This is a genomic window from Thainema salinarum CENA647 (assembly GCF_057732415.1).
The window spans coordinates 188,077-210,224 of the sequence record NZ_JBYJZJ010000015.1 but is presented as its reverse complement, the minus strand read 5'-3'; the positions used below and the strand labels follow the sequence as shown (position 1 = coordinate 210,224).

Annotated in this window: 22 protein-coding genes; 13 read left to right on the top strand and 9 right to left on the bottom strand. The window is 50.2% G+C overall.

What is annotated here, in order from left to right; translation table 11 throughout:
• The first annotated feature begins 8 nt into the window (after positions 1–8).
• From AC286M_RS02775 to AC286M_RS02765, 3 genes are all read left to right on the top strand, one after another.
• On the top strand, positions 9–500 hold the full coding sequence (locus AC286M_RS02775) for a helix-turn-helix domain-containing protein (RefSeq protein ID WP_488202928.1): 492 nt from the start codon (positions 9–11) through the stop codon (positions 498–500).
• Positions 452–1,039 carry a transposase gene (locus tag AC286M_RS02770; protein WP_488202927.1) on the top strand — a complete coding sequence of 196 codons (588 nt, stop codon included), beginning with the start codon at positions 452–454 and terminating at the stop codon, positions 1,037–1,039. Before AC286M_RS02775 ends, AC286M_RS02770 begins: the two co-directional genes overlap by 49 nt.
• A gap of 267 nt (positions 1,040–1,306) precedes the next feature.
• A complete protein-coding gene (locus AC286M_RS02765) occupies positions 1,307–2,293 on the top strand; it encodes a hypothetical protein (RefSeq protein WP_488202926.1) in 987 nt (328 codons plus the stop codon).
• 7 nt (positions 2,294–2,300) lie between these two features.
• Here the strand turns inward: AC286M_RS02765 and AC286M_RS02760 are convergent, their stop codons facing one another.
• Together AC286M_RS02760 and AC286M_RS02755 are read right to left on the bottom strand one after the other, a co-directional pair.
• Positions 2,301–3,044: a hypothetical protein gene (locus tag AC286M_RS02760; protein ID WP_488202632.1), complete on the bottom strand. Its 744-nt coding sequence runs from the start codon at positions 3,042–3,044 to the stop codon at positions 2,301–2,303.
• 50 nt (positions 3,045–3,094) lie between these two features.
• Positions 3,095–3,568, bottom strand: coding sequence for a hypothetical protein (locus tag AC286M_RS02755; RefSeq protein WP_488202633.1), 474 nt, complete (start codon positions 3,566–3,568; stop codon positions 3,095–3,097).
• Between the two features lie 134 nt (positions 3,569–3,702).
• On the opposite strand from AC286M_RS02755, the gene AC286M_RS02750 reads away from it, so the two are divergent.
• Both AC286M_RS02750 and AC286M_RS02745 read left to right on the top strand, forming a co-directional pair.
• Positions 3,703–4,119: a hypothetical protein gene (locus tag AC286M_RS02750; RefSeq protein ID WP_488202925.1), complete on the top strand. Its 417-nt coding sequence runs from the start codon at positions 3,703–3,705 to the stop codon at positions 4,117–4,119.
• A 305-nt stretch (positions 4,120–4,424) separates the two neighbouring features.
• The gene (locus AC286M_RS02745) at positions 4,425–5,171 is read left to right on the top strand and encodes an alpha/beta fold hydrolase (RefSeq protein WP_488202924.1); all 747 of its coding nucleotides are present in this window, start codon (positions 4,425–4,427) and stop codon (positions 5,169–5,171) included.
• Here the strand turns inward: AC286M_RS02745 and AC286M_RS02740 are convergent.
• Positions 5,160–5,774: a TetR/AcrR family transcriptional regulator gene (locus AC286M_RS02740; protein ID WP_488202923.1), complete on the bottom strand. Its 615-nt coding sequence runs from the start codon at positions 5,772–5,774 to the stop codon at positions 5,160–5,162. The two genes, AC286M_RS02745 and AC286M_RS02740, sit on opposite strands and share 12 nt — an antisense overlap.
• A gap of 225 nt (positions 5,775–5,999) precedes the next feature.
• On the opposite strand from AC286M_RS02740, the gene AC286M_RS02735 reads away from it, so the two are divergent.
• From AC286M_RS02735 to tnpA, 5 genes are all read left to right on the top strand, one after another.
• A complete protein-coding gene (locus AC286M_RS02735; protein ID WP_488202922.1) occupies positions 6,000–7,304 on the top strand; it encodes an HlyD family secretion protein in 1,305 nt (434 codons plus the stop codon).
• Positions 7,301–9,382 (top strand): ATP-binding cassette domain-containing protein, encoded by a 2,082-nt coding sequence (locus tag AC286M_RS02730; RefSeq protein WP_488202921.1) that lies wholly within the window; start codon positions 7,301–7,303, stop codon positions 9,380–9,382. Before AC286M_RS02735 ends, AC286M_RS02730 begins: the two co-directional genes overlap by 4 nt.
• Positions 9,379–10,488 carry an ABC transporter permease gene (locus tag AC286M_RS02725; protein WP_488202920.1) on the top strand — a complete coding sequence of 370 codons (1,110 nt, stop codon included), beginning with the start codon at positions 9,379–9,381 and terminating at the stop codon, positions 10,486–10,488. Before AC286M_RS02730 ends, AC286M_RS02725 begins: the two co-directional genes overlap by 4 nt.
• Before the next feature lie 51 nt (positions 10,489–10,539).
• Entirely contained in the window at positions 10,540–11,688 is a 1,149-nt protein-coding gene (locus AC286M_RS02720; protein WP_488202919.1) for an ABC transporter permease, read from the top strand.
• A gap of 87 nt (positions 11,689–11,775) precedes the next feature.
• The gene (gene tnpA / locus AC286M_RS02715) at positions 11,776–12,219 is read left to right on the top strand and encodes an IS200/IS605 family transposase (RefSeq protein ID WP_488202591.1); all 444 of its coding nucleotides are present in this window, start codon (positions 11,776–11,778) and stop codon (positions 12,217–12,219) included.
• A 308-nt stretch (positions 12,220–12,527) separates the two neighbouring features.
• On the opposite strand, the gene AC286M_RS02710 is transcribed toward tnpA, so the two are convergent.
• From AC286M_RS02710 to AC286M_RS02700, 3 genes are all read right to left on the bottom strand, one after another.
• A complete protein-coding gene (locus AC286M_RS02710; protein ID WP_488202918.1) occupies positions 12,528–12,716 on the bottom strand; it encodes a hypothetical protein in 189 nt (62 codons plus the stop codon).
• 213 nt (positions 12,717–12,929) lie between these two features.
• The gene (locus tag AC286M_RS02705) at positions 12,930–13,220 is read right to left on the bottom strand and encodes a hypothetical protein (RefSeq protein WP_488202917.1); all 291 of its coding nucleotides are present in this window, start codon (positions 13,218–13,220) and stop codon (positions 12,930–12,932) included.
• Positions 13,221–13,307: 87 nt separating this feature from the next.
• The gene (locus tag AC286M_RS02700) at positions 13,308–13,820 is read right to left on the bottom strand and encodes a peroxiredoxin family protein (RefSeq protein ID WP_488202916.1); all 513 of its coding nucleotides are present in this window, start codon (positions 13,818–13,820) and stop codon (positions 13,308–13,310) included.
• A gap of 110 nt (positions 13,821–13,930) precedes the next feature.
• Here AC286M_RS02700 and AC286M_RS02695 point away from each other — a divergent pair, with 110 nt between their 5' ends.
• On the top strand, positions 13,931–14,866 hold the full coding sequence (locus tag AC286M_RS02695) for an ankyrin repeat domain-containing protein (protein WP_488202915.1): 936 nt from the start codon (positions 13,931–13,933) through the stop codon (positions 14,864–14,866).
• A 74-nt stretch (positions 14,867–14,940) separates the two neighbouring features.
• Here the strand turns inward: AC286M_RS02695 and AC286M_RS02690 are convergent, their stop codons facing one another.
• The 3 genes from AC286M_RS02690 to AC286M_RS02680 form a co-directional block, all read right to left on the bottom strand.
• On the bottom strand, positions 14,941–16,158 hold the full coding sequence (locus tag AC286M_RS02690; protein WP_488202914.1) for an IS256 family transposase: 1,218 nt from the start codon (positions 16,156–16,158) through the stop codon (positions 14,941–14,943).
• A 214-nt stretch (positions 16,159–16,372) separates the two neighbouring features.
• Positions 16,373–16,747: a group I truncated hemoglobin gene (locus AC286M_RS02685; protein ID WP_488202913.1), complete on the bottom strand. Its 375-nt coding sequence runs from the start codon at positions 16,745–16,747 to the stop codon at positions 16,373–16,375.
• A 183-nt stretch (positions 16,748–16,930) separates the two neighbouring features.
• On the bottom strand, positions 16,931–18,052 hold the full coding sequence (locus tag AC286M_RS02680) for a hypothetical protein (protein ID WP_488202912.1): 1,122 nt from the start codon (positions 18,050–18,052) through the stop codon (positions 16,931–16,933).
• A gap of 473 nt (positions 18,053–18,525) precedes the next feature.
• Between AC286M_RS02680 and AC286M_RS02675 the strand changes: the two genes are divergently transcribed.
• Both AC286M_RS02675 and AC286M_RS02670 read left to right on the top strand, forming a co-directional pair.
• On the top strand, positions 18,526–19,815 hold the full coding sequence (locus AC286M_RS02675; protein WP_488202911.1) for a Sll1247 family protein: 1,290 nt from the start codon (positions 18,526–18,528) through the stop codon (positions 19,813–19,815).
• 250 nt (positions 19,816–20,065) lie between these two features.
• Positions 20,066–22,141, top strand: a complete 2,076-nt coding sequence (locus tag AC286M_RS02670) for a cation:proton antiporter domain-containing protein (protein ID WP_488202910.1) — start codon at positions 20,066–20,068, stop codon at positions 22,139–22,141.
• The last annotated feature ends 7 nt before the right edge of the window (positions 22,142–22,148 follow it).

The following is a 22,148-nucleotide window of genomic DNA, read 5'->3' as shown; positions in this document are numbered from 1 at the left end:
AATCAGCCATGACCTCCCTGGAAGAATTTATCCAAAGTAATCCCTCTGCCCAAGAACTGAAACGCGCCTTGGCCGTGCAACTGCACCAGAGAGGTCAAAGCTATCGGGCGATCCGAGATATCCTACAGGTTTCTCTGGGATTTATTAGTGCGAGTCACCAGCGCTATGAAGAGCGAGGAGTCGAGGGACTGAAATCCCACTACTGGGGCACCCAAGGCTATTTAAGCGCCGAGCAGAAACAGGACATCTTTGAGTGGTTGCAGCAGAAAAACTGGTGGACACTAGAGGAGCTTGTTGAGCAGATTGAAGAGCGCTATGGAGTGCTCTATCGCTCAGCCCAAAGCTATACCCAACTGCTCAAAGACGCAGGGTTTAGCTGGAAGAAATCCCACTCGGTGCATCCGGGCCAAGAGGAGGCCAAAGTCGAGGCAAAAAAGCCGAGATTCAACAGTTGCTGGCTCAGTGGCGAGCCGAGATCGCCAGTGGGCAGGTGCGAGTGATGTTTCTCGATGAGTGCCATCTGCTCTGGGGAGACCTCCGTGGATATGGATGGAGTCGGCGCAATCAGCGAGTGGACATCCCCATTGCCTCCATTCGAGAGCGGCAGACCTACTATGGAGCCTTGGACTATTTGAGCAAGAGCTTTGTTATTCATGAGTATGAGGCAGGCAATCAGCACAATACCGTGGCCTTTCTGAAGTATCTTCAATCTCAGTATGATGAGTCCACTCGCTTTTTCATCATCTGGGATGGAGCCAGCTACCACCGTTCCAAGGTGGTTCGCAACTACCTGAGTCAACAGAATCATGGTACTCGAGAGCAGCACTGGAAACTCACTTGCATTCAGCTTGCGCCTAATGCACCCGAGCAAAATCCGGTCGAAGATGTTTGGTTACAGGCCAAGCGATTTAGTCGTAAATTTGCCCGCTTGTGCCACTCCTTTCGCTCGGTCAAACTCCTCTTTTATCTGGCGACTCATCTGCAAACCTTCATCTTTGAGAAAGCCTTCATGTATGGTTACTGTTCATGTCCTGTTTGAGATTGCTGTATCTCAGAAACTACACAGATCAATAACCAAACAATCATTCTCTCATCATGCGCCGTTCAAGAAAACGATCAAAATAGTTCATCCTTCTGGCAATATCGTAAAACTTATAATCTTCTTATTTGGATTTCTCCTTTCTTCAGAATTGCAGAAACACAGACTTTCATTGATACTTGGCAAAATCATTTTGGCTATAGCCAGCCCGAACCTGAAATTTATTCTAGAGGTGGAGCTATACTGCCACCTTTATCTAAAGAAAACTTGCTAAAGCTTTCAGATGAGTCTCTTTTTCGCCTATTGCAGTATTATCAGCAGTATCTACACTCAGACTTTTTTGATCGTGATTTAGCTCGCGGTTTTAATGGCGTTGTGAGTATTCTGCGTGAAGCTTGCTCCTTGCATCCTATTCACTTTTTAGATTTATACTCTGGTTTTTTTGAGTCAGATTTACATGAAGCATATACACATGCTCTGATTGAAGGAATTTCAACACACTTGCTCTATCGCTTTGGTGACGTGCGACCAAATCCAGAAAACGCATGGCAACCGATAGAACCTCTACCTGATAAAGAAGCACTTGCAGCAGGGCTGTTATATCTATTGGAACGGTATTCAATTATTTGGAAGGATGGCCGGGCAGTTAGTAGAGCTCTGGAAGCTTGTTGTGATGTATTAAATGATTCTAAATCATCTGAGCGTCTAACACTATTGCTCTTTTGGACTTGCTTTAAGTCTCTAGATGATGAGATAAATGAAATTAATGAGAAAAATCTTGTTTATCATGCTCTTAACTCGACTTTAGGAATAGCTGCAAAAAGTGCAATTAAGCTTTGCAACAATCTTTTAGAAAAAGGCCAATCTTTACCAGAATTACTTCCATATTTGTTACATTACTTCTCACGTAACACAGCTACCCATGTACGTATTCCTATCGTTGAACATCTTCCCTTCTTGATGTACAAGCAACCTGCTTTGGGATGGCAGTTGTTAGCTGATGTTTTTCAAAAACCTCAACCTTTGCTATGGAAGCATACAGAACAATGTTTTTACTATCAGTATCGAGATAACTTTCATCAGGTTGTTCCATATTTGGATCGTCTCTTACACGAAGGAATAGACGAAGCTGGTGGTACTTGGGGCCGTATTTCTGCATTGGCTCATCTTGCAGGACATATCGAACAAGATCAGATATTTAATACGTTGGCAGATCTGAATGATGATGCATGGAGAGGAGTTATTCAGGTCTAGTTCCAACTTATTTTGTGTCAGCGTTCCTGAGCAATGGTCTTCTGCCATTCAACGATGAGGCAATCAGCCAATTGCGAACCCAGTTGTCGTGATAGCGGAAGCCGTTGAGTTGCTCAAAGGGGCATAAGCACCCGCCCATTGCTTTGCGAGTCTTGCGACAAAAGGGATGGAAGTTCCAGAGTAAGGCCATCGAGCGCACCGACTGTTCCGCCGAGTCCCAGAATCCATGAAAATCTTGCATGGCATACAAGATGCGGTCAAGATAGTTCATCGGACGGTCAACCTGATTGCTGGTGCGATAGGCGTCAGGGAAGTCAAAGGCGCGTTGGAAGACGTGAGATTTGTCGTTGAGGCGTCGCAAGCGAGCGTCAATGGCCTGGGGCAACGCGTGGGTGTTCACCCACTCCAGCAACCGACGCAACCGTTGAGCAAAGTGACGTTTGCTCTGGCCCCGATACAGATGCCAAAGCTTGTCGGCTAGTTGCTGACCCAGGACTGGTTTAGAGCGGCACCCATCGCGAATTTTAATCACCTCATGCAGGAAGCACAGAATCCAGACCAGGCCAGGGAATAGCTCCTCCCAAGCGGCTCGGGTGGCCTCCCAACCATCAGTCGTCACCGTCTCGGGCGCATAGTCGGGAACATGATGGGCAGCTTCCTGCTGGAATACCCCATAGGCTGCGGTTAATCCATCCTGACCCGCATTGGCACTGAGACTGGCTCCCAGGACGCACCCTTGCGCCGCTGTCACTGCCAGATAGACTCGCTGCCCGTGCCAATCACAATGCTTCTCATCGGCAACTAGATGGGGGGGAGCGCCGTTTCCCTTTTGAGGGTACTGCCCACAATCGAGGCTCGACCGAACGACTGACAGAGCCGATACCAGTGCATCTCAGAACGGCCCAGCACATAGGCAATCCCCTCATACGACAGGCCATGCTTTCTTAAATAGAGCGCTTTGTCGGCCATCTCCGCCGTCTCGCTCATGTACGGCATCACCAAATCGGGACGCAGTTGATAAGCCTCTCCGGTACTCGGCAGCAAAATCCGCCGGGTCTTGAGCTGTTGACGAGAGGACTCGACCCATCCGTGAAAGCGATAGCCTGCCTCAATCCCGTCGGGAAACAGTTCCGGGTGGGATGCGATCTGCTCGTTGAGATACTGGCGAAAGGCTTCCCGGTCTTCTACTAAGACCTCGTAGTCAAGGTCGTCTGCAATGGGCAGACAAATCGTTTTATCGCCTGCTGTGCCACGCTTGCGTCGTTGCTGAGCCATCGGCTTTGGCCTGCTGAACTCTCTGCCTCAATTCTACTCAACACAAACTTGGGTGGAACTAGATTCAGGTATTTTCAGCTAATCTCAATCGGTACGAGCATACCGCCAAGTGTCATTCCGGACTCATAACTGCCTTGCATCAGGAAAGCTTACCAAACAGAGTTCTTAACGAAATTGAAAAATGTTTTGCTAAAGAAGTAAGTAAAGGACGCCGTGGATATGAACTTGCAGTTGCTTTTCTCAATAAACTTTCAATGTCTACAGATGGATATGATCTTTACGATTTTCTCGAATGGTTAAGTTATGAATCTCGACGTGATCCTTTGCAGGCTCTAGATATGGCTGAGCTTCTTGCTGAAAAGCTGGAAACGGAAATTCAATCAGATCAACTTTGGCATACTCAACCCTTGATTTCAGCACTAAACGAAATCTTGCGCGAAGCAGATGAAACTGATGATCTAGATCTAATCAGACGTGCTATTGATTTACAAGATCGTTATCTGCAATTAAATATCTATGGAATTGAAGAACTTTTTAATAAAGCTGGGTAATTTTGATACACCATAAACTCAACTAAGAGGTCATGAGAAAAGGATTTGAGTGCTAAGCACATCCTGAGTCGATTGAGACTCATGTCTGCCAGTAGCGGATTCGCCAACTCCTGGGAATTTATTGCATATTATTCTCAATAAGCTGCTAAGCTATGGATTAGCCACTAATCGCTGAAAATATTGCACTGGCGCATGGCCATGCGCCCCTACGAATATCTGTTCTGTATGTGCCACATTCAACTTGATTAACGGCTACTGAATCGCAGTTTAACGAGAAAACTTTTTAATTGTGTGGGAGAAACAACATGTCTACTATCGCCTCTAATATCACCGATGCCCTGTGGCTGAGCGTCAATCCCAGCTTTGTGGATTTCCATAAACCGCTCCTGCGAGAGCTGGCGCAGGATAGCGCGATCGCACATTGGGAATATTCCCAAACCCAAGACGAACCCTGTTCCCTAGAGAAAGCATTGGTGCTGCTGCATGATTATTTGAAAAACCGCGATCGCAAAATTCATCTGATCGGCCACAGCACTGGCGGACTGCTGGGACTGCGCTATGCGCGGCGGCATCCAGAGCGGGTTCAGTCGCTCACGCTGCTTTCCGTTGGCGTTAACCCTACCGTGGACTGGCAGGCCCACTATTACGTGCAGCGGCAGTTGCTCCCCTGTAGCCGCTCGATTGTGATGGCGCAGATGGTGCGGAATATGTTCGGCTCCCAAAGCTGCCGCCGAGCCAAAGGCTTAATTAAGCTGCTGGAGCGGGATTTGGCAACGTCTCCGGCTCCCCATAGCCTGCTGCGCCGCGAGCATCTCTCACCCGGTCGCGTCCAGGTTCCCTTGCTCGTTTGTGGAGGAGACAACGACTTAATTGTCGATTCCAATCAAATCGACCACTGGCGACCCTGGCTGAAAGAATGCGATCGCATTTGGCACTGCCCAAACGGTCGCCACTTCTTCCATGCAGAATACCCGCAAGCGGTCGAACTACAAATTCGCGACTTTTGGCAATCAGCATCGGTAACTCGGCCCGTGAAACAATCAGTGGCCTGAAGCTCGCTGGCTGGTAATGAGCTGAATTAGGCTTTCAGTCAGCACCTCCGGCTCAATCGGGGCGATCTGCTGACCGTGCAGAATGTGCTGCGTCATGGCGTAGCTCATTAACGTGCCCGTAAAAATCCGCGCTGTAGCCTCTGGATGGGGCAAATTCAACTCTGGGTGAGCCGCAAAGTACTGGCTGAGCACATGCCACACCTTTTGCGGCAGCGCCTTAATAAAAAGCTTTGCCAGTTCCGGGAAGCGACCCGACTCACCAATAATCAATCGCAGAAAAGCCACATACTCTTCATCACCACTGACCAGCTGCATAAACTTTTGAGCAATGTGGTGCAGGACATGAGCCGGATCTTCCGTCAAAGACAGCGTGCCAAAGACTTGATTAAATCGCTGACGAGTAACCTGCTCAATCAGCGCTACAAACAATCCTTCTTTATCCTCGAAATGCTTATAGATAGTGATTTTGGAAACACCAGCAGCAGCAGCAACCCGATCCATACTGGTGCCTTCATATCCCTGATGCAGGAAAATTTCGAGCGCTCCTTGTAGAATTTGGTTACGTTTCTGCATGGCCGTAGTAGGGGTGAGGGATGAGGGCATGATGTTGAGCGAATTCGCAAAGCCGATGGGGAAGAGTAGCGTGGTAGAAATAAGATTTTATGTAACTTTTTTAGGATTCATAGCTATACTATACCGTATAGTATAAATAATGCTATTTATATTTCTCAAGTTGCAAACAGTACGCTGCGTACTATTTAAGCCGCTTTACAATGAAGTCCTCGATTGGTCTTCATTCGTCTCTCTATTGTTTCTGGGTTTGCGATTATGACTCAGGTTGCACCACAACAGCCAGCCAGCCCCGATAATTCCCAGTCTGCACCCGACGCAAAACTGCGATCGCAGCGACCGAAAAAGCTGCTGCTGTTGGTACCAATTGGTCTATTATTGGTCGCTGTGGGATTTGGAGTGAGGCATTGGCTGCTACAGCCGGATGAGAATGAGCTGGAGCTAAGCGGGCGAATTGAAGGCTACGAAACAGACTTGGGCGCGAAGACGGGTGGCCGCATCGAATCAGTCGCCGTCAGAGAAGGTGACTCTGTGCAACAGGGGCAGGTGGTGGCTCGATTAGAAGACGATGAGCTACAGGCTACGCTGGCCGCTGCCAAAGCGAATCGGGCCGCGGCTGATCAGCAGGTAAATCAGGCACAGAGTCAAATTGGAGTCATTCAAAGCCAAATTGAAGAAGCGCGGCTGACGTTGCAGCAGTCGCAAGGGGATACGGCAGGACGAGTCAACCAGGCCGAAGCAACGGTGGCCACAGCCCAAGCGCAGCTCGCATCTGCCCAAGCTCAGGTAGAGCAGGCTGAGTCTGAACTGAAGCTAGCCCGACTAGAGCGCGATCGCTTTCAGGTGTTGGTGAACAATGGCGCGATTCCGCAGCAGCAGTTTGACCAGGCTCAAACCCGCTTTGAAACCGCTCAAGATACGCTAGCCGCTCGGCAAGCATCGGTCGCTGCTGCCGAGCGGCAGGTAAGAGCCGCTCAGGGTGGACTCACGCAGGCAGAAACTAGCCAGCTCAATCCCGATATTCGTACCGCTCAGATTACCCGATTGCAGCGCCAGCTTGAGCAGGCCAACGCCCAACTCGCCGCTGCTCAAGCCGAAGTGGAACGTGCGATCGCAAATCAAAACGAGGTTGAGGCGAGACTGGCTAATCTAGAAATCACCAGCCCGATTGATGGTGTGGTGGTGACGCGCATGGTGGAGCCGGGGGAGGTAATCGCCGCTGGCACAACGGTAATGACGGTAATTGATCTGAACGATGTCTACCTGCGCGGCTACATCGCCGAAGGCGAAATCGGTAACGTGCGGGTGGGGCAGCCTGCCCATGTCTTCTTAGATTCCGCCCCAGATCAGCCGCTGAATGCTACGGTCATTGCCATTGATACTGAAGCCTCGTTTACGCCGGAAAATATTTACTTCCAGGATGACCGAGTGACGCAGGTGTTTGGCCTACGGCTGGGCATTGAAAATCCGGCTGGATACGCAAAGCCAGGGATGCCTGCGGATGGGGAAATTTTGCTGTCAGTGGAGGGGCAGGAGGAGCTAGAGGAGCAGGCGGTGAGATGACTTCTTCAGCGGGATTTTCAGTCGGTGCAGTATCGTCTTTCACTCAAGAGGAGCAGGTTGCGATCGCAGTTCGTGACCTGCATAAATCTTATGGTGCGATCTCAGCGTTGAAGGGGATCAGCTTTGCTGTTCAACCCGGTGAAATCTTTGGCCTGATTGGCCCCGATGGTGCTGGCAAGACAACCACGTTCCAGATTCTGGCGGGAGTACGCGAGGCAAGTAGCGGCCAAGTGAGCGTACTCGGCAAACCGCCACGAGCCGCAAGATTAAACCTGGGCTACCTCACCCAAAAGTTTTCTCTCTACGCCGACCTCAGCATTATGGAAAACCTGCGCTACAGTGCGGGTTTACGGCGGGTATCAGATGCCCGATTTGCGGAACGTGCCCCCTATTTACTTCAGCGAGTTGGGCTAGAGCAGTTCGGTGATCGGCTGGCAGGACAGCTATCCGGCGGCATGAAGCAAAAGCTGGCGCTGTGCTGTGCCCTGATTGCTAATCCGACCGTGCTGCTGCTAGACGAACCAACTACGGGCGTCGATCCAGTTTCGCGGCGGGAATTCTGGGACTTGCTGGCAGCCGTCGCTGCTGAGGGCGTAACGGTTATAGCCGCAACGCCCTACCTCGACGAAGCCGAACGCTGCCACCGAATTGCCCTGATTTACGATGGCGAAATTCAGCAAATCGGCACCCTCGCCACCCTACGAGAAAGCCTAGGCTTGCAGCGGCTGGAAGTCTGGACAGATGACGTAGCAAGAGCTGAAGAGGCTTTGCAATCTACTCCCCCCTTGAAAAGGGGGGCTGGGGGGGATCTTCCAAGTTCAGTTAGTGCCGGAGATCCCCCTAAATCCCCCTTAAAAAGGGGGACTTCAAATACCTCTACTCCCCCCTTTTTAAGGGGGGCTGGGGGGGATCAAACCATCGTCGATGTACAAACCTTTGGCGATCGCTTAGATGTTCTCGTCACCGATGCAGAGCAAGGCGAGCAGCAAATCCGCCACATCCTGGCGCAGCAGCAGATTCCACTCACTACTGTTCGCCTCGATGCGCCGACGCTGGAAAATGTATTTGTAAATCGACTGCGACAGCAAGGTTCCGACCCTCCCTATATTCCGTTTCCCGCCTACCGTTCCGGCAAAGAGAAAGGTGAAACTGCGATCGCAGCTCAGTCACTCCAGAAAACCTTTGGTGATTTTCAAGCCGTCAAAAGCGTAGACCTGACTGTGCGCTATGGCGAAATCTATGGGCTGCTGGGCGCGAATGGAGCTGGCAAAACGACGACGATTAAAATGCTCTGTGGCCTACTCCCGGCTAGCGGTGGCGCGATTCAACTCGCGGGCGAAACCGCCAATCTCAATCGATCAGAAGTGCGATCGCGGATTGGCTACATGAGCCAGAAATTTACGCTGTATGACGATTTGACGATTCTGCAAAATCTCAGTTTCTACTGCGGCGTGTATGGCGTGCCCAAACGCTTACAGGCTGAGAAGATCGACTGGGTACTTGCCACCTGTGGGCTGGAAGGACGGGAGAATATTCTCACTGGCAGCTTGCCGGGAGGCTGGAAGCAGCGAGTAGCCTTTGGCGCATCGGTGATGCATGAGCCGGATATTTTATTTCTAGATGAACCCACCTCCGGCGTTGATCCCCTGGCGCGACGCCAGTTTTGGCGATTGATTCGCGATTTTGCTCGACGCGGTACGGCAATTTTAGTCACGACGCATTACCTGGAAGAAGCTGAAAACTGCAACAATATGGCCTTTATGGTGGCGGGACAGGTGGTGGCACAAGGTTCACCGAATGAGATTAAAACCAGCCAGCCGGGGCAGTTGATTGAGCTGATCACTGACCAAACTCAAGCTGCTTCTGACTTGCTGAAGCAGCAGCTAGACGATTGGCGAGTTGCCATCTTTGGCGATCGGCTACACCTAGTGCTTGACGATCCGGAGCAGGAGTTATCCCGAATCAAGCAATGGTTGCAGGACGCGCAAATTCAGATCCAGTCGGTGCAGCCGATTCCATTCTCGCTCGAAGATGCCTTTATTGGAATTGTGCAACGGGCAGAGGGAGAGAACCTATGAAACGAGTGATTTCCCAGTGTATTAAAGAGCTAGCCCAGTTTCGGCGCGATCGGCTGACGGTGGCGCTGGCCTTTGTTCTGCCGCTGGCGGTGCTGCTGATCTACGGTTACGCTATTCGCTTGGAGTCTAAAAATATTCCGCTCAGCGTGCAGGATTTTGACAATAGCTCGCTCAGCCGCAGCTATGTAGAGCGCATTTTTGCCACCAACCAATTTGTGCCGAGACCGCTGATTGAAGGCGATCCAATGCTGACGCTGGATTTGGATCGAGCCAAGGCCGCCGTGATCATACCGCCTGACTTCTCTCAATCCATCAAGGAACGTGATCCGGTTGTCGTGCAGGTGTTGGTGGATGGCACCGACGTGAATAATGCCCGCGTCATCCAAAACGGTATTCGTGCCGCCACCCAGTTTTTCCTCCGTAGTAGCCAGCTCATGCCCGATCAGGCCCAGCCCCAGGTCGTTACAGACACGCGGCTGTGGTTTAATCCCGGTCGGGAAGAAGCGCTTTATATTGTCCCCGGCATTTTTGGCGTCATTCTGTGGGTGTTTCCCTCCATGCTAGCCGCGATCGCAACTGTGCGCGAAAAAGAACAGGGTACCATCGTTCAAATTTACGCTTCGGATCTGAGCGCTTTTGAATGGCTGCTGGGTAAAGAGCTGGCCTATGTGGTGATTGGATTGGGAGAAGCTGTCTTAACGCTTACGGTGGCAGCCATTCTATTTGGTATCCGAGTCCGAGGTGACCCGACGACGTTAATTGTAGGTACATTACTGTTTCTACTGGCAGGCGTGGCCTTTGGTCTCTTTGTCGGCGTTCGAGCTGGCAATCAAACAGGTGCCGTTCAGGGTACAGCCATCGTCGGATTCTTGACCGCACTGCTGCTCTCTGGCTTTATCTATCGAATTGACAATATCCCTTTTCCGCTGTCCCTTGTCTCAAACGTAATTCCGGCTCGCTACTACATTGCCATCACCCGCGATGCCCTAGTGCGTGGCACTGGCTGGACTGGTATTGGCCTCGCTCCAGTTGCGATCGCATTGATCGGCGGCTTTTTCTTCCTAATGGCCATCCGCATCCTCCACCGCATGCAGTTTTCAGACTAACTCTACAGATCACGCCATTCACAATCCAAAATCTAAAATTCAAAATCCCTCATGCTCTCCCTCCGCCGCCTATTTAGCTACTTATCCAGCTCCCGCCTCTGGCCGCTGATGAAGAAAGAGGTGCAGCAGATCCTGCGGAATAAGCAGATTGTGTTTCTGCTGCTGTTTCCGCCCACAATTCAGCTGCTGGTATTTGGCTTGGCGCTCAACCCGGAAGTTAGCGGCTTGAGTCTTGGTATCGTGGACTACAGCCGCACGGCTGACAGTCGCGAATTAGTGGCTGCACTGGTAGAAAATGATGTATTTGAAGTACGGGCTTACGCCACCAGCCAAGCCGATTTGGGTGATCAGGTGAGTACGGGCCAAGTGACGACTGGAATCGTTATCCCACCCGACTTTAGCGAGAAACTAAGAAGCAGCCAACCCGCCCATATCCAAGTGCTAATTGATGGTGTTGATGCCAATACGGCAGGGATTGCGCGGGGGTACGTGCAGCAAATCGTTAACCGCTACAACCAGTCACTCCGGCAATTCTCTAACCCGCAAGCTCAAGCGCCACCCGTCGAAACTCAGGTCAAATTTCTCTATAACCCCGGCCTGCTGAGTAGCTGGTTTTTTGTACCCGGCGTGATCGGCGTGGTTCTGACGCTGACCGGATCGCTGGTGTCCTCCACTACAGTGATCCGCGAAAAAGATGTCGGAACGCTCGAACAGCTCCTAATGACGCCAGCCGCAGGTTGGGAAATTTTGGTCGCCAAGATTATCCCGCTGTTTGTGCTGCTTTTGGGAGACGTATTGCTGGCCTCAGCCATTGGATTATTGATTTTTCATTTGCCGTTTCGCGGTAATTATCTATTATTTTTGAGCTTATCGGCTCTATACTTATTTGTTTGTATTGGCATTGGTATTTTGCTGGCGACGCTAGCCAATAATCAGCAGCAGGTGGTGCTCACCTCATTCTTTTTCAACGTGCCGCTGATTCAGCTCTCAGGTGCGATCGCACCCATTGAAACAATGCCGCCATTTTTCCGTGCCCTATCGTTTTTCGATCCGCTGCGCCACTATGTTCACATCTGCCGCAGCCTGATTCTGAAAGACGTTGGCATTGAAGCCCTCTGGATCAATATCATTGCGCTGTTTATCTTTGCTCTTTTCTTTTTAGGTATTAGCATCAATCGTTTTCGTTCTCAGTTAAGTTGAGAATAAAATGTGACCGTTTTGACACTTTAAACACCCTTGAATCTCTTCGGGTCCATTCCCCGCCGCTCTGCGGCGTAAGATCTAAGAATGAGTGAGTACATCCACAAGAGTCATAACGTAACAGTTTTGCTATACCACTTAGTGTTTCCAGCAAAGTATCGACGGGTTGTGTTTGATGAGCAAGTAGATGCGGTTCTGCGAGAGGTCTGCCTCGAAATCGAGAAACGCTACGAGGTGAAGTTTGTCGAAATTGGAGTGGACAAAGACCATGTCCATTTTCTAGTGCAGTCCGTGCCGACCTATAGTGTGACCAAACTGGTAACGATGCTGAAAAGTTTAACTGCACGAGAAGTTTTCAAACGATGCCCTCAAGTGAAGCAGAAACTTTGGGGAGGCGAGTTTTGGAGTGATGGATATTTTGCGAGTACAGTAGGCCGCCACGGGGATGAAGGAATGATCGCCAAATATGTTCAAGCCCAAGGCAAAGATTACCTCAAATTGCATCGGGATAATCAACTTGCTCTTTTTTGATTCTGATACCCCGTCCGCTTGCGGCGGGGTATTTCATTCTACTGATTTAAGGATAAAGTATCGATAAAGAATTTTTATAAGCTCAAATTTCGCAGTGTACCTGAGTTTACTGTCACTATAGATGCTTTGTCACTTTAAATACCCATAAATCTACTGATTTAAGAATAAAGTGGCAATGAAGAATTGTGTACAGTCTCAAATTGTCCTGTTCTAGGTGTTTTTCGCTGAAGCAAGAAGAAGAAAGAGACCTGTATGTGTTGGCTTTAAACCCAATAAATGTTCAGTTCTGATCAGCTCACTGTAGTTTCTTAGTCCGCAAAATCTCCAGTTCTCACCATGTTGCTTATCGTATATTGCTCAGGATCTTTAGCCACAGCAGTTTTGCTGTTACTGGTTTTTCTCAAAGACAAGACAACACCGCTATCTTGTTGGCGCTCTTGGCTGCTTTTGATAGTGGCTTCTGCGATCTGGCCGATTGCATGGGTTGTGGCAAGCATTGAACTTTGCTTCCGATATAGATGCAGATAAGACATCCGAAATCTAATCAAAAGCTCATTCCAGATGCGTTAAAAATGGATGCATCGGCTACTACCCTGTTTTAGGTGTGCCACTGCTGATGCTGGCGTTTGCCATTATGATCACCTATGCCAGCTATAAGAATGAACGGGATGATGTTGCCAAAGATGTCTGGGTCACGGCGATTGTTAACATTAGGCCCGAATCTTCTGTTTAGCTACCCAGCCAACGTGTTTCCGAATATTGGCATCGGCTTGAATGTGCTTCAGTGTCCGAAACTCTTTGGCTAAGGTCATTTCGTCGTAGCAATCATGAATGCCGTTGTGGCAAAGGCGACAGATAAAAATGCCTTGATTCAATTCAGCTTTGGAATAGTTCTTTTTGAAGTACGTTCTGCGGTGGACTTTTTTGGGGATGAGATGGTGAAAGGTTAATGGAACCGTTCGTTTACACAATGGACATTCGCTAATCTTGTCAACTGCCACGGCGTATAAATCTAGCTACTCGTCACTTTCCATTGTATTCATCTCCACGGCCAGCGCTAGGCCGTATTACCTCACCTTTCAGTCACACTATCGCCAACTGGGTGGAAAGCATTCTGGGCATTCCATATCAACAAACTCGACCCAGCTTCTAATTTCGGCTTCAGCGGGTAGCTGATCGGCTTCAGCGGCGACGGCTTGCATGTAGACTTCACAAAAGCGATCGCAAATAAAAATGCCAACGGGTGATGGGTCAGCTACCTCTCCGAAATAAGCTTGCTGTACGGTTTTCTGCTGATCCCACAGAATGGGAAAGGGAATTGTGTGTTGGTCGGTAAATTGTTGCAGCGAAGGAACAGTATTGGGTTGATTGTTTGTTGCGATCGCGAGCACCTCTGTCTCGGCGTGGCGATAAGCTGAATAGTGCTGAGTGATGTCGAGCAACAGGTCGCGGCAAGCTGCACAGGTTGCATCATGAAATAAAAGAATAGCAAGGCTTTGGCGCTGCTTATAGTCCCACGGACTGATCACCGCATCGCGATTAATCGCCTGGAGCTGAAAGGATGGAATCAGCCCGTTTACACTCAAGGTTTTGCTATTCATGACAGGTTGGCCTGACAGGTTGGAGATCGTTAACCAAACCTATCATGCTTGATCACACGGCTCCAGTGCCGGATTTGGTATCTTTGAAGTCTCAGTAGATGGCATTGGCTATGAGCTTTGATATCAAACTCCTCTATGTATGGCTTGTTCTATTTATCGTTTTCTTTGTTTGGCGGATACTGACACACCCCTTGAATCGCATCCATCGTGCTGCAATGGAAGGTGACATTGAGACAGTAAAACAATGCCTGGATAAAGGAGTTGCGCCAGATACCTGTAAAGGAGAAGGCTTGACACCGCTCTGTTTGTCTGCGGCAAAAGGTCACAAAGAGATTGTAGAACTGCTGCTTGATTATGGTGCGGATGCTAATCAGGGCTTAGATGAAGAAGATGGAATAAATCCTCTTCTAGAAGCTGCCCTTAAAGAACAAACCGAGGTAGTTGAAACGTTAGTGAATCGGGGTGCTGTAGTCGGACTCCATTTTGCAGCCTATCAAGGTGATTTAACTACAGTACGAGAACAGCTTCAACAAGGCGCTGCAATTAATTCAATGCGAAACCGGGGAATGACTCCGCTTCATCTTGCAGCATTGGGAGGCCATGTAGAGGTCGTCAAGTTCCTATTAAATCAGGGTGCTGATGTCAATGCTTACGCCTACCTCAGTGAAACCCCACTGCATATAGCGATTAGACAGCATCAACGAGATATTATTCAACTACTCATCGAGTCTGGTGCAGACCTGAATCGGTCAGGAAGATTAGGTTCCCCGCTTTGTATAGCAGTTCGTGAAAACGCAGAAGATCTTGTTCAGTTGTTAATAGATAGTGGAGCAGATGTCGTTGGCCGTGAGAACAAAAAACCGCCTTTACATCTAGCAGTAAAAAAGGGTTCTGTAAACATTGCTCGGTTGCTGCTTGAAAACGGGGCAGAAGTGAATCTTCGGAGTCGGTGGGGCAACATTCCATTAGATTATCTGGCACAACATGATTTGGACATGGCTGATTTACTAGTTAGCTATGGGGCAAATGCTAATGCCAAAAATTAGGTTTGACCAAACTTCATCAGGTAAAGAATCAGCCCAGTCGGGTATGTCAAATAGATTGTGTCAAAGGTAAAAACTCAAGTTGGAAAGCGATCGCTGAATTCAATCGCGAAGCGGTTGAGAGCGGGTTTCCAGTCGCGAATGGGCATGGTCCACTTTTTGGCAATATTTTGAATTGCCAAGTAGATAACTTTTAGGGCAGATTCATCGGTTGGAAAAGCTCGGTGGTTTTTAATCACCTTTCTAAGAGTCATATTCATCGATTCAATCGCATTGGTCGTATAGATTGCTTTACGAATCTCCGGTGAAAAAGCAAAGAAGGGAATAATCCGCTGCCAATGATGAAGCCAAGACCTGCTAATGGTTGGATATTGCTGGTCCCACTGCTCGGCAAACTCAACTAAGCGCTGCTCTGCTTCAGTCTCAGTGCTGGCCGTGTAAATCAGCTTGAGGTCTGCTGCAACCGCCTTACGGTCTTTGTAGGACACATAGCGGAGTGAATTTCGTACCATGTGAACAATGCACAACTGCACCTGGGTTTGAGCAAAGACCGCTTCAATGGCATCGGGAAAGCCAGTGAGGCCATCACAGCAAGCGATGAAGATGTCTTTGAGACCCCTATTTTGCAGCTCTGTGAGCACTTGAAGCCAAAATTTGGCAGACTCGTTCTGGGTCATCCACATCCCCAAGAGTTCTTTGGTGCCAGACAAGTTAACCCCAAGCGCCAAGTGAATCGCTTTGTTGATCACCCGCCCGTCTTGTCTGACTTTGACCACGATGGCATCAAAATAGACGATGGGATAAACCGGGTCGAGCGCGCGATTTTGCCAAATTTTACGCTCCGTTTCAACCGCATCCGTGACGTTCGAGATCAGCCCGGCTGAGACCTCAACGCCATACAGGTCTTGCAGTTGAGCCTGAATGTCACGGGTACTCATGCCCCTGGCATAGAGGGACAAGATCTTGTCATCAAAGCCCTCGAAGCGGGTCTGCCCCTTCTTGACGATGATGGGTTCAAACTCACTGTTGCGGTCACGGGGAACATTGATTTGAGCTTCTCCAAACTCCCCTTTGATGGTCTTCTTGCTGTGGCCGTTGCGGCGGTTACGAGTTGGCTTGACGTCGCTTTCAGGCTCCGCCTGTTGCTCGTCCAGATGGGTTTTCATTTCCGCATTCAAGCAGCGTTCCACCAAAGCCGCCGTGAGCTGCTTAAGAATCCCTCCATCCCCCAGCAGGTCTTCGGGATTCTGATAGCCTTTAAGCAATTCATCCAGGAGTTCAGGTCGAAAAGTCATAGTACGAGTCTCTTAGGTTCAATAGTTCATTAGATCTCATCTCTGACCTTTGACACAATCTAATTTACAATCCCGCCCAGTCGGCTATTTTAGCGTTGCTCTAGAGCTATGGTGTAATCGCTTATAGTTTAATGGTCTAAGCCACTAGAGAGCGATCGCAACTCCTAAAAATTGCGATCGCTCTTCAGGTCAGACTAGGCAATCGAAGTACGGTCTACTGATTCAGCACATCCCGTTTGTGCTGGGGTGCGGCTGCGATCGCAGCGACCTGATCCAGTAGTTCCGGCGGAACGTCCATTTCCTTCAGCGTTTCCATTAGATCTTCAGCCACCGCATCAAAATGTGCGCTGTTGAGGCCCTGCTTTGCCACTAGCTCTTTGTGGGCTTCCCGCATATAGCGACCATCATATTTATCGGTGCCGCCAAAGGCATAGGTCAGAAACGCTTTCTGGTGTGCCCGCTGTTTGACCATGTCTACATCCGCAAAGAAATGTTTGATCCGGTCATCTTGGAGAACCCGCTGGTAGAACTTATCAACCGCTAAATCAACAGCAGCGGCACCACCTAATTTATCGAACAACGTCGTCATGTACTTTCCATATCGTTTCAACCTCCCCACTATAGGTAATCTACGCCGCAAATTCTTTGACTTAAGTCAAATCAGAATTACTCACATCTTGCACCTTGCACTTTGAAAACCCAGAAGGGTTGTTTTGCCGCCGCATCGCGGCGGCAAAACAACCCTTCTGGGTTTTAGTGCAAGATGTGACAATTACACAATCTCCGCTAGCGGTACGTCTAACAGACCCGCAATGGTTGTTAGATCATAAGTGTTGTTTACGTCTCCGAGCGGTGTTGCGAGGTTGGTGGTTAAACTGCCATCTGCGATCGCAACTGAACCGTTGACCTGACCAAAGAAGTCGATACCCTGCTGGGTAAAGGCGACGACATCAAAACTGGTGTCAAACGTGCCGAGCGGGTTCTCCAAAGTGGTATCAATTACGCCATTGGTAATCGTTGCTGTGCCCAGTGAGCTTTGAATCAGTTCCGCAATATATTCGCTGGTAAGGGTGCCGATTTCCAGCTCAGTTTCTACCGTTCCGAGTAGCGGCACATCGGTGCTAAAGGTAGCAATGCCGTCCGTCAGCGTCACCAGGCTGCTGATGTCGGTCAGCGGAATCTCCAGCGAGCCGAAGCTGCCAAATGAGGCTGAGATGTTGCCTTCGTTTAGATCAAGCTCCACGCTCATGCCGCCGATTGTCGTCGGGATAAACAGCGGAACTACAGCCGTTTCATCAAAGTCAACATCGCCTACGATTTCGCCAAACGGCGTTAGTAAATCCACATTCAGATCGCCGCCCGCAAAGTCAACCGTGCCGATGAAGGAGCCAAGCGCCGTGTCCACGTCAATATCAAACGCACCGTTTTCCAGCAGCACCGTGGCATCGACCGACTGAATCGCATCCAGGATCAAGCTGCTCGCGGCGGTGGCTAAATCAAATCCTTCGATAAAGAGAGACTCGTCCCCGGTACTCAAATCCACGTCTAGAATGCCGTCCACCAGCGTCGCTGTGCCGTTGGTGACTGCGGCCAGTGCCGCCCAGTCGCTCAAAGTTGTCGGCACATCCACCGTTTCCGCTAGCAGGGAACCATCCGGTAGCACTAAATTGCTGGTGAAAATTCCATTTGTAACAGTGACATCGCCAGCCAAATCGGTAATATCTGCCGCAAACTCGGCAACGACATCCGCCAGGCTGGGACTCAACGCGCCTAACAGACCCAAAACGCTGAAGGAACCTAGAACACTCAGATCGGGGGTGAAGCTGAGGTCTGCTGTCTCCAGATCCAGCAGGCTGGAAGTCCCTAAATCAGGCAATAGCGTGGTAGAAGACATGGGGCAACATCCTTATGTAATACGTGTAGTGCGCGGACTGATTGCTAGAGAAACTTAGCGCACAATGGTAAAGAAACCAGTAAGGAGAGCGGTGTTCAGGTAACGTTTTCTTGCACTCTCCCATTTTTTGCACCGCCCGCGTTTCACAAACAATAACCTGCGGGTTTCCAACCAGGCTTCGAATCACGATGTGCGATCGCACAGATTACTCCAATCCTTTTTTAACAGCTTCTTTCGGCAACTTCTACCCGTATCTTCTAGTCGTCTGCCAGCTTTATTTTGCGGGTTTTGATGGTTGCTGTGCCGCGCCCCACACGGCACAGCAACCATCAAAACTAATTTGGCAGAGCAGTAACAATAAAAAGTAAAGATCCGGAACAAGTATATAAAACGATACTTATTTCTCAGAGGAAAAGAAGTATAAGTAAAAGAAACACCAAAACTTTCCTCAAGCAAGAGGTTTTGGCCTGTCAATGGGAGTATCTGCCCCGATGCACCAGCTTCGCCGTCCACCCAGCCCCCCCGAAAACGCGATTTATGATCACCTAAAAGCGATTGTTCAGCAGAAAACTGCTGTTGAGGTGATTGAGCGTTATGAACAACTGTTTATCCGAGGAGCCTATCCGCACAATTCTAGAGTTCAACAGGCGTTACACAGCGTTTTGCGATCGCAGGAGATTGATCAGAACTATCCCTTCTTCTTCAATCGCAGTTGCTACATTGCCGTCAACAACTGGTACTACCACACGGCCAATCGGCAGATGATCTCGCCGCTGATTGGCCTGTTCAGTGCAGACTCGTTTCCACCCTCTCCGTTGAAGAGTACTCACAAGCTACATCGTCTGGTGCAGCAGTTTCAGACCACGGATGAATACCGCGAACTGAGAAATCTGTCTGATTTCATTCAGTCGTCCTATCAGGAAGCCAATGCTGACGGCTACACAGCGAATACCAAGCTGGACGATCTGCGGCCTCGCTATCCCTTTGTTTGTGAGCAAACGCTGATGCCGCAGGCACTGCAAACGGGCCATGCTCATCTGATCCACGACATTCGTATGCAGGCGCAGCAGCAGCAGCAGTCAAAGCTCGACAGCTTCAAGCTGCATTTCAAGCTGAGTCAGCAGCGCCAGAATCCTGAAATGCGGCAGAAGGAGCAAGCCAAAGCCGCCAAGTATAACTTCACGCTGCTGACTGAAACGGGTTTAGGAGAAGCCGTTCAGCAGTTTGACACGATGGGAACCTGCCACGACGCCTACAAGCGATTTGAGGGCCAATCCCCCTGGATTATGACGCTGCATGACTTTAAGCGAGAGCTATACGAATACCTGCTGGAAGCGATTCCGCCGCAGTACAGCCCCAAGTCATTTCCGACCAAACTGCGCGATCGCACGAATGCGATCGCAGAACGATTGGACGATGCACCGCTCAACGAGCGCCTGATCCGTCACGTGTGCAAAGAACTGTTGGACTTTTTGACTGTTCGTACTGATTCAAATCATCAGAAAGATTACCGCACGCTGATTGACTTGGAAGGGAATGTGCCAACGGTGATGCTGGTCGGACTGCTGCTGCGGATTCTGTTGGTTTGCCGCAGCACGTTTGACTGGTTGGAAAAGAAGCTAGCTAGTCTGTTTGACAACTTCATGCTGGAGAAAAAACAGCAGACTGAATGGCTGATCCGGATTTTGGAGTACGTGAATGTGGCGATTTGTTTGAACTATGAGGATCGTGCTTCGCTCATGGTGTCAGAAGGGGGCTTCTGATCTTTGCGTCAATCACACAGGCGAGGGTGGTAAGCTTCGTTCGTCAACTAAGGAGCGTGAATTAAATAGCCTGTCAATCATTCCATCCGTAGGGACACGGCATTGCCGTGTCCCTACCCCAAAGATTCCACCTTATTAAATTCACGCTCCTAAGGTGCTTCCATAGTTCTGAGCGTTGAATTTGTTTAAGCCAACGGGCATATTTGGTGCAAGATGTGAGTAGCTGTACGTGATCCTGTGCTCAATCGCTATGTTGGAATGGTTGCCCAATAGTCCACTGATTTCATTTACGATTCTGCTGCTGGTCATCTTGACCGTGCCGCCGATCTTTGAGCGATTGCGATTGCCGGGGCTGGTGGGACTGCTGTTTGCGGGGGTTGTGCTGGGTTCTGATGGTCTGGGACTGCTCGATCCCGACTCGGAAACCACCAAATTACTGTCAGACATCGGCAAAATTTATCTGATGTTTGTGGCAGGTTTGGAGATTGACCTAGACGAATTTCGCAAGACCAAAGAGCGATCGCTGGGATTTGGGTTTGCCACCTTTTTGGTGCCGCTGATTGCGGGGACGCTGATTGGACAGCTATTTGGCTTTGGCCTCAATGCTTCGATTCTGATTGGCTCGCTGATTGCCTCTCATACCCTGCTTGGCTACCCAATTGTGCAGCGGCTGGGCATCGTGCGCAATGAAGCGGTGACGGTGACGATTGGCGCAACTATTTTCACCGACATTGCGGCGCTACTGGTACTCGCCATCTGCGTCGCCATCCATGCCGGAGAATTTTCGGCTGGGACGCTGGTGCTGCAACTGTTTCTGCTGGCTGTCTACGCGGCAGCGGTGCTGTTTGGGCTGGACTGGGCCGGAAAAGCGTACTTTCGCCGCACGGGTGATGAGGAAAGCAATCAGTTTCTCTTCGTGTTGCTGGCGGTCTTTCTCGCCTCGGTGGGGGCGCAGGTGATCAATGTCGATAAAATTGTCGGCGCGTTTCTAGCTGGATTAGCCGTCAATGATGTCGTCGGGCACGGCCCAGTTGAAGAGAAGATTGAATTTGTTGGCAGTACGCTATTTATTCCCTTCTTTTTCGTCGGCATGGGGCTGCTGCTGGATGTGCCTGCCTTTATTGAAAGCCTGACGACTAATTTTGGTCTGACGGCTGCGATCGCAGCTGGCCTATTTGTCAGTAAGTTTCTAGCGGCGGCGATTTTCAAATTCGTCTTTCGCTATCAGTGGTACGAGGCTCTCACCATGTGGTCGCTGTCGCTGCCCCAGGTGGCGGCAACGCTGGCGGCGGCCCTGGCTGGCCTCAGCGCTGGCATTATCGACGAATCCGTATTCAATAGCATTATTGTCTTGATGCTGCTCACGTCGCTGGCGGGGCCGATGCTGACCGAGCGGTTTGCCGTGCGGCTGTCTGCCCCCAAAGCGGCATCGTCGCTGGATCATCCCCAGCGTGAATCCTGGTGGGGAGCGATTAGCGAGGCAGAAGCGCAAATCAACCAGCGCGATCGCTATCCGTTTACCGTTGTGGTGCCCGTCTACAACCCCAACACTGAGCGCAATTTGATTGAAATGGCGGCACTGCTGGCCCATCACGAGTCAGGCACGGTGATTCCCTTGGCGGTCGTCAAAGCGCACGTTCACATGGATGAGCCAGAGCTAACTGGGACGCTCCAGCGCAGTCAAAAGCTCCTGGAACGCGCCGTAGATATTAGCCAAACCTTCAGCGCCGATGCCCGTCCCGACATTCGGATTGACGATGATGTGGCCGAAGGGATTAGCCGCACCGCTCGCGAAACCAATGCTAGCCTAATCGTCATGGGCTGGAGCGGCAGCGGGTTGCGATCGCGCTTATTTGGTAGCGTCACTGATAATGTGTTCTGGGCTGCTCACTGTCCGGTGGCGGTGACGCGGCTGCTGGATGAACCGATTCACTTTAAGCACATCCTGGTGCCAGTTAAAAACATTACGTCCCAAACCCTGCGAATTCTGCGCTTTGCCCAACTGTTTGCCGACACGAATCAGGCATCGCTGCTCCTGCTCCATGTTCACGATCCGCGCACGCTGCCGGAGCATGTCAGCGGCTTTGAACAGGCTGTCACTCAGGCCATGCAGGCGCAAGGCCCAGCGGTTGATTTCGATATCAAAGCCATTCCTAGCGATCACCCCGGTCAAACGATTCTCAAAATGGCGCAGTCATTTGACCTGGTCATCCTGCGCTCAACCCGTCGCCGCACGGCGGGTGGTCTAGCAGTCAGCGATGTGACGACTCAGGTGATTAAAGAATTGCGCTGCTCAGTGATCCTGTTTGGTGAGCCTCATACATAATCTGTAG

What these genes read in the sequence shown, in the direction of transcription:
- AC286M_RS02700 (WP_488202916.1), bottom strand. Translation starts at nt 13,820, where the DNA reads ATGAATAGCAAAACCTTGAGTGTAAACGGGCTGATTCCATCCTTTCAG.
- AC286M_RS02730 (WP_488202921.1), top strand. Translation starts at nt 7,301, where the DNA reads ATGACTTCTTCAGCGGGATTTTCAGTCGGTGCAGTATCGTCTTTCACT.
- AC286M_RS02690 (WP_488202914.1), bottom strand. Translation starts at nt 16,158, where the DNA reads ATGACTTTTCGACCTGAACTCCTGGATGAATTGCTTAAAGGCTATCAG.
- AC286M_RS02745 (WP_488202924.1), top strand. Translation starts at nt 4,425, where the DNA reads ATGTCTACTATCGCCTCTAATATCACCGATGCCCTGTGGCTGAGCGTC.
- AC286M_RS02775 (WP_488202928.1), top strand. Translation starts at nt 9, where the DNA reads ATGACCTCCCTGGAAGAATTTATCCAAAGTAATCCCTCTGCCCAAGAA.
- AC286M_RS02685 (WP_488202913.1), bottom strand. Translation starts at nt 16,747, where the DNA reads ATGACGACGTTGTTCGATAAATTAGGTGGTGCCGCTGCTGTTGATTTA.
- AC286M_RS02675 (WP_488202911.1), top strand. Translation starts at nt 18,526, where the DNA reads ATGGGAGTATCTGCCCCGATGCACCAGCTTCGCCGTCCACCCAGCCCC.
- AC286M_RS02680 (WP_488202912.1), bottom strand. Translation starts at nt 18,052, where the DNA reads ATGTCTTCTACCACGCTATTGCCTGATTTAGGGACTTCCAGCCTGCTG.
- tnpA (WP_488202591.1), top strand. Translation starts at nt 11,776, where the DNA reads ATGAGTGAGTACATCCACAAGAGTCATAACGTAACAGTTTTGCTATAC.
- AC286M_RS02670 (WP_488202910.1), top strand. Translation starts at nt 20,066, where the DNA reads ATGTTGGAATGGTTGCCCAATAGTCCACTGATTTCATTTACGATTCTG.
- AC286M_RS02735 (WP_488202922.1), top strand. Translation starts at nt 6,000, where the DNA reads ATGACTCAGGTTGCACCACAACAGCCAGCCAGCCCCGATAATTCCCAG.
- AC286M_RS02720 (WP_488202919.1), top strand. Translation starts at nt 10,540, where the DNA reads ATGCTCTCCCTCCGCCGCCTATTTAGCTACTTATCCAGCTCCCGCCTC.
- AC286M_RS02755 (WP_488202633.1), bottom strand. Translation starts at nt 3,568, where the DNA reads ATGGCTCAGCAACGACGCAAGCGTGGCACAGCAGGCGATAAAACGATT.
- AC286M_RS02695 (WP_488202915.1), top strand. Translation starts at nt 13,931, where the DNA reads ATGAGCTTTGATATCAAACTCCTCTATGTATGGCTTGTTCTATTTATC.
- AC286M_RS02710 (WP_488202918.1), bottom strand. Translation starts at nt 12,716, where the DNA reads ATGCTTGCCACAACCCATGCAATCGGCCAGATCGCAGAAGCCACTATC.
- AC286M_RS02725 (WP_488202920.1), top strand. Translation starts at nt 9,379, where the DNA reads ATGAAACGAGTGATTTCCCAGTGTATTAAAGAGCTAGCCCAGTTTCGG.
- AC286M_RS02740 (WP_488202923.1), bottom strand. Translation starts at nt 5,774, where the DNA reads ATGCCCTCATCCCTCACCCCTACTACGGCCATGCAGAAACGTAACCAA.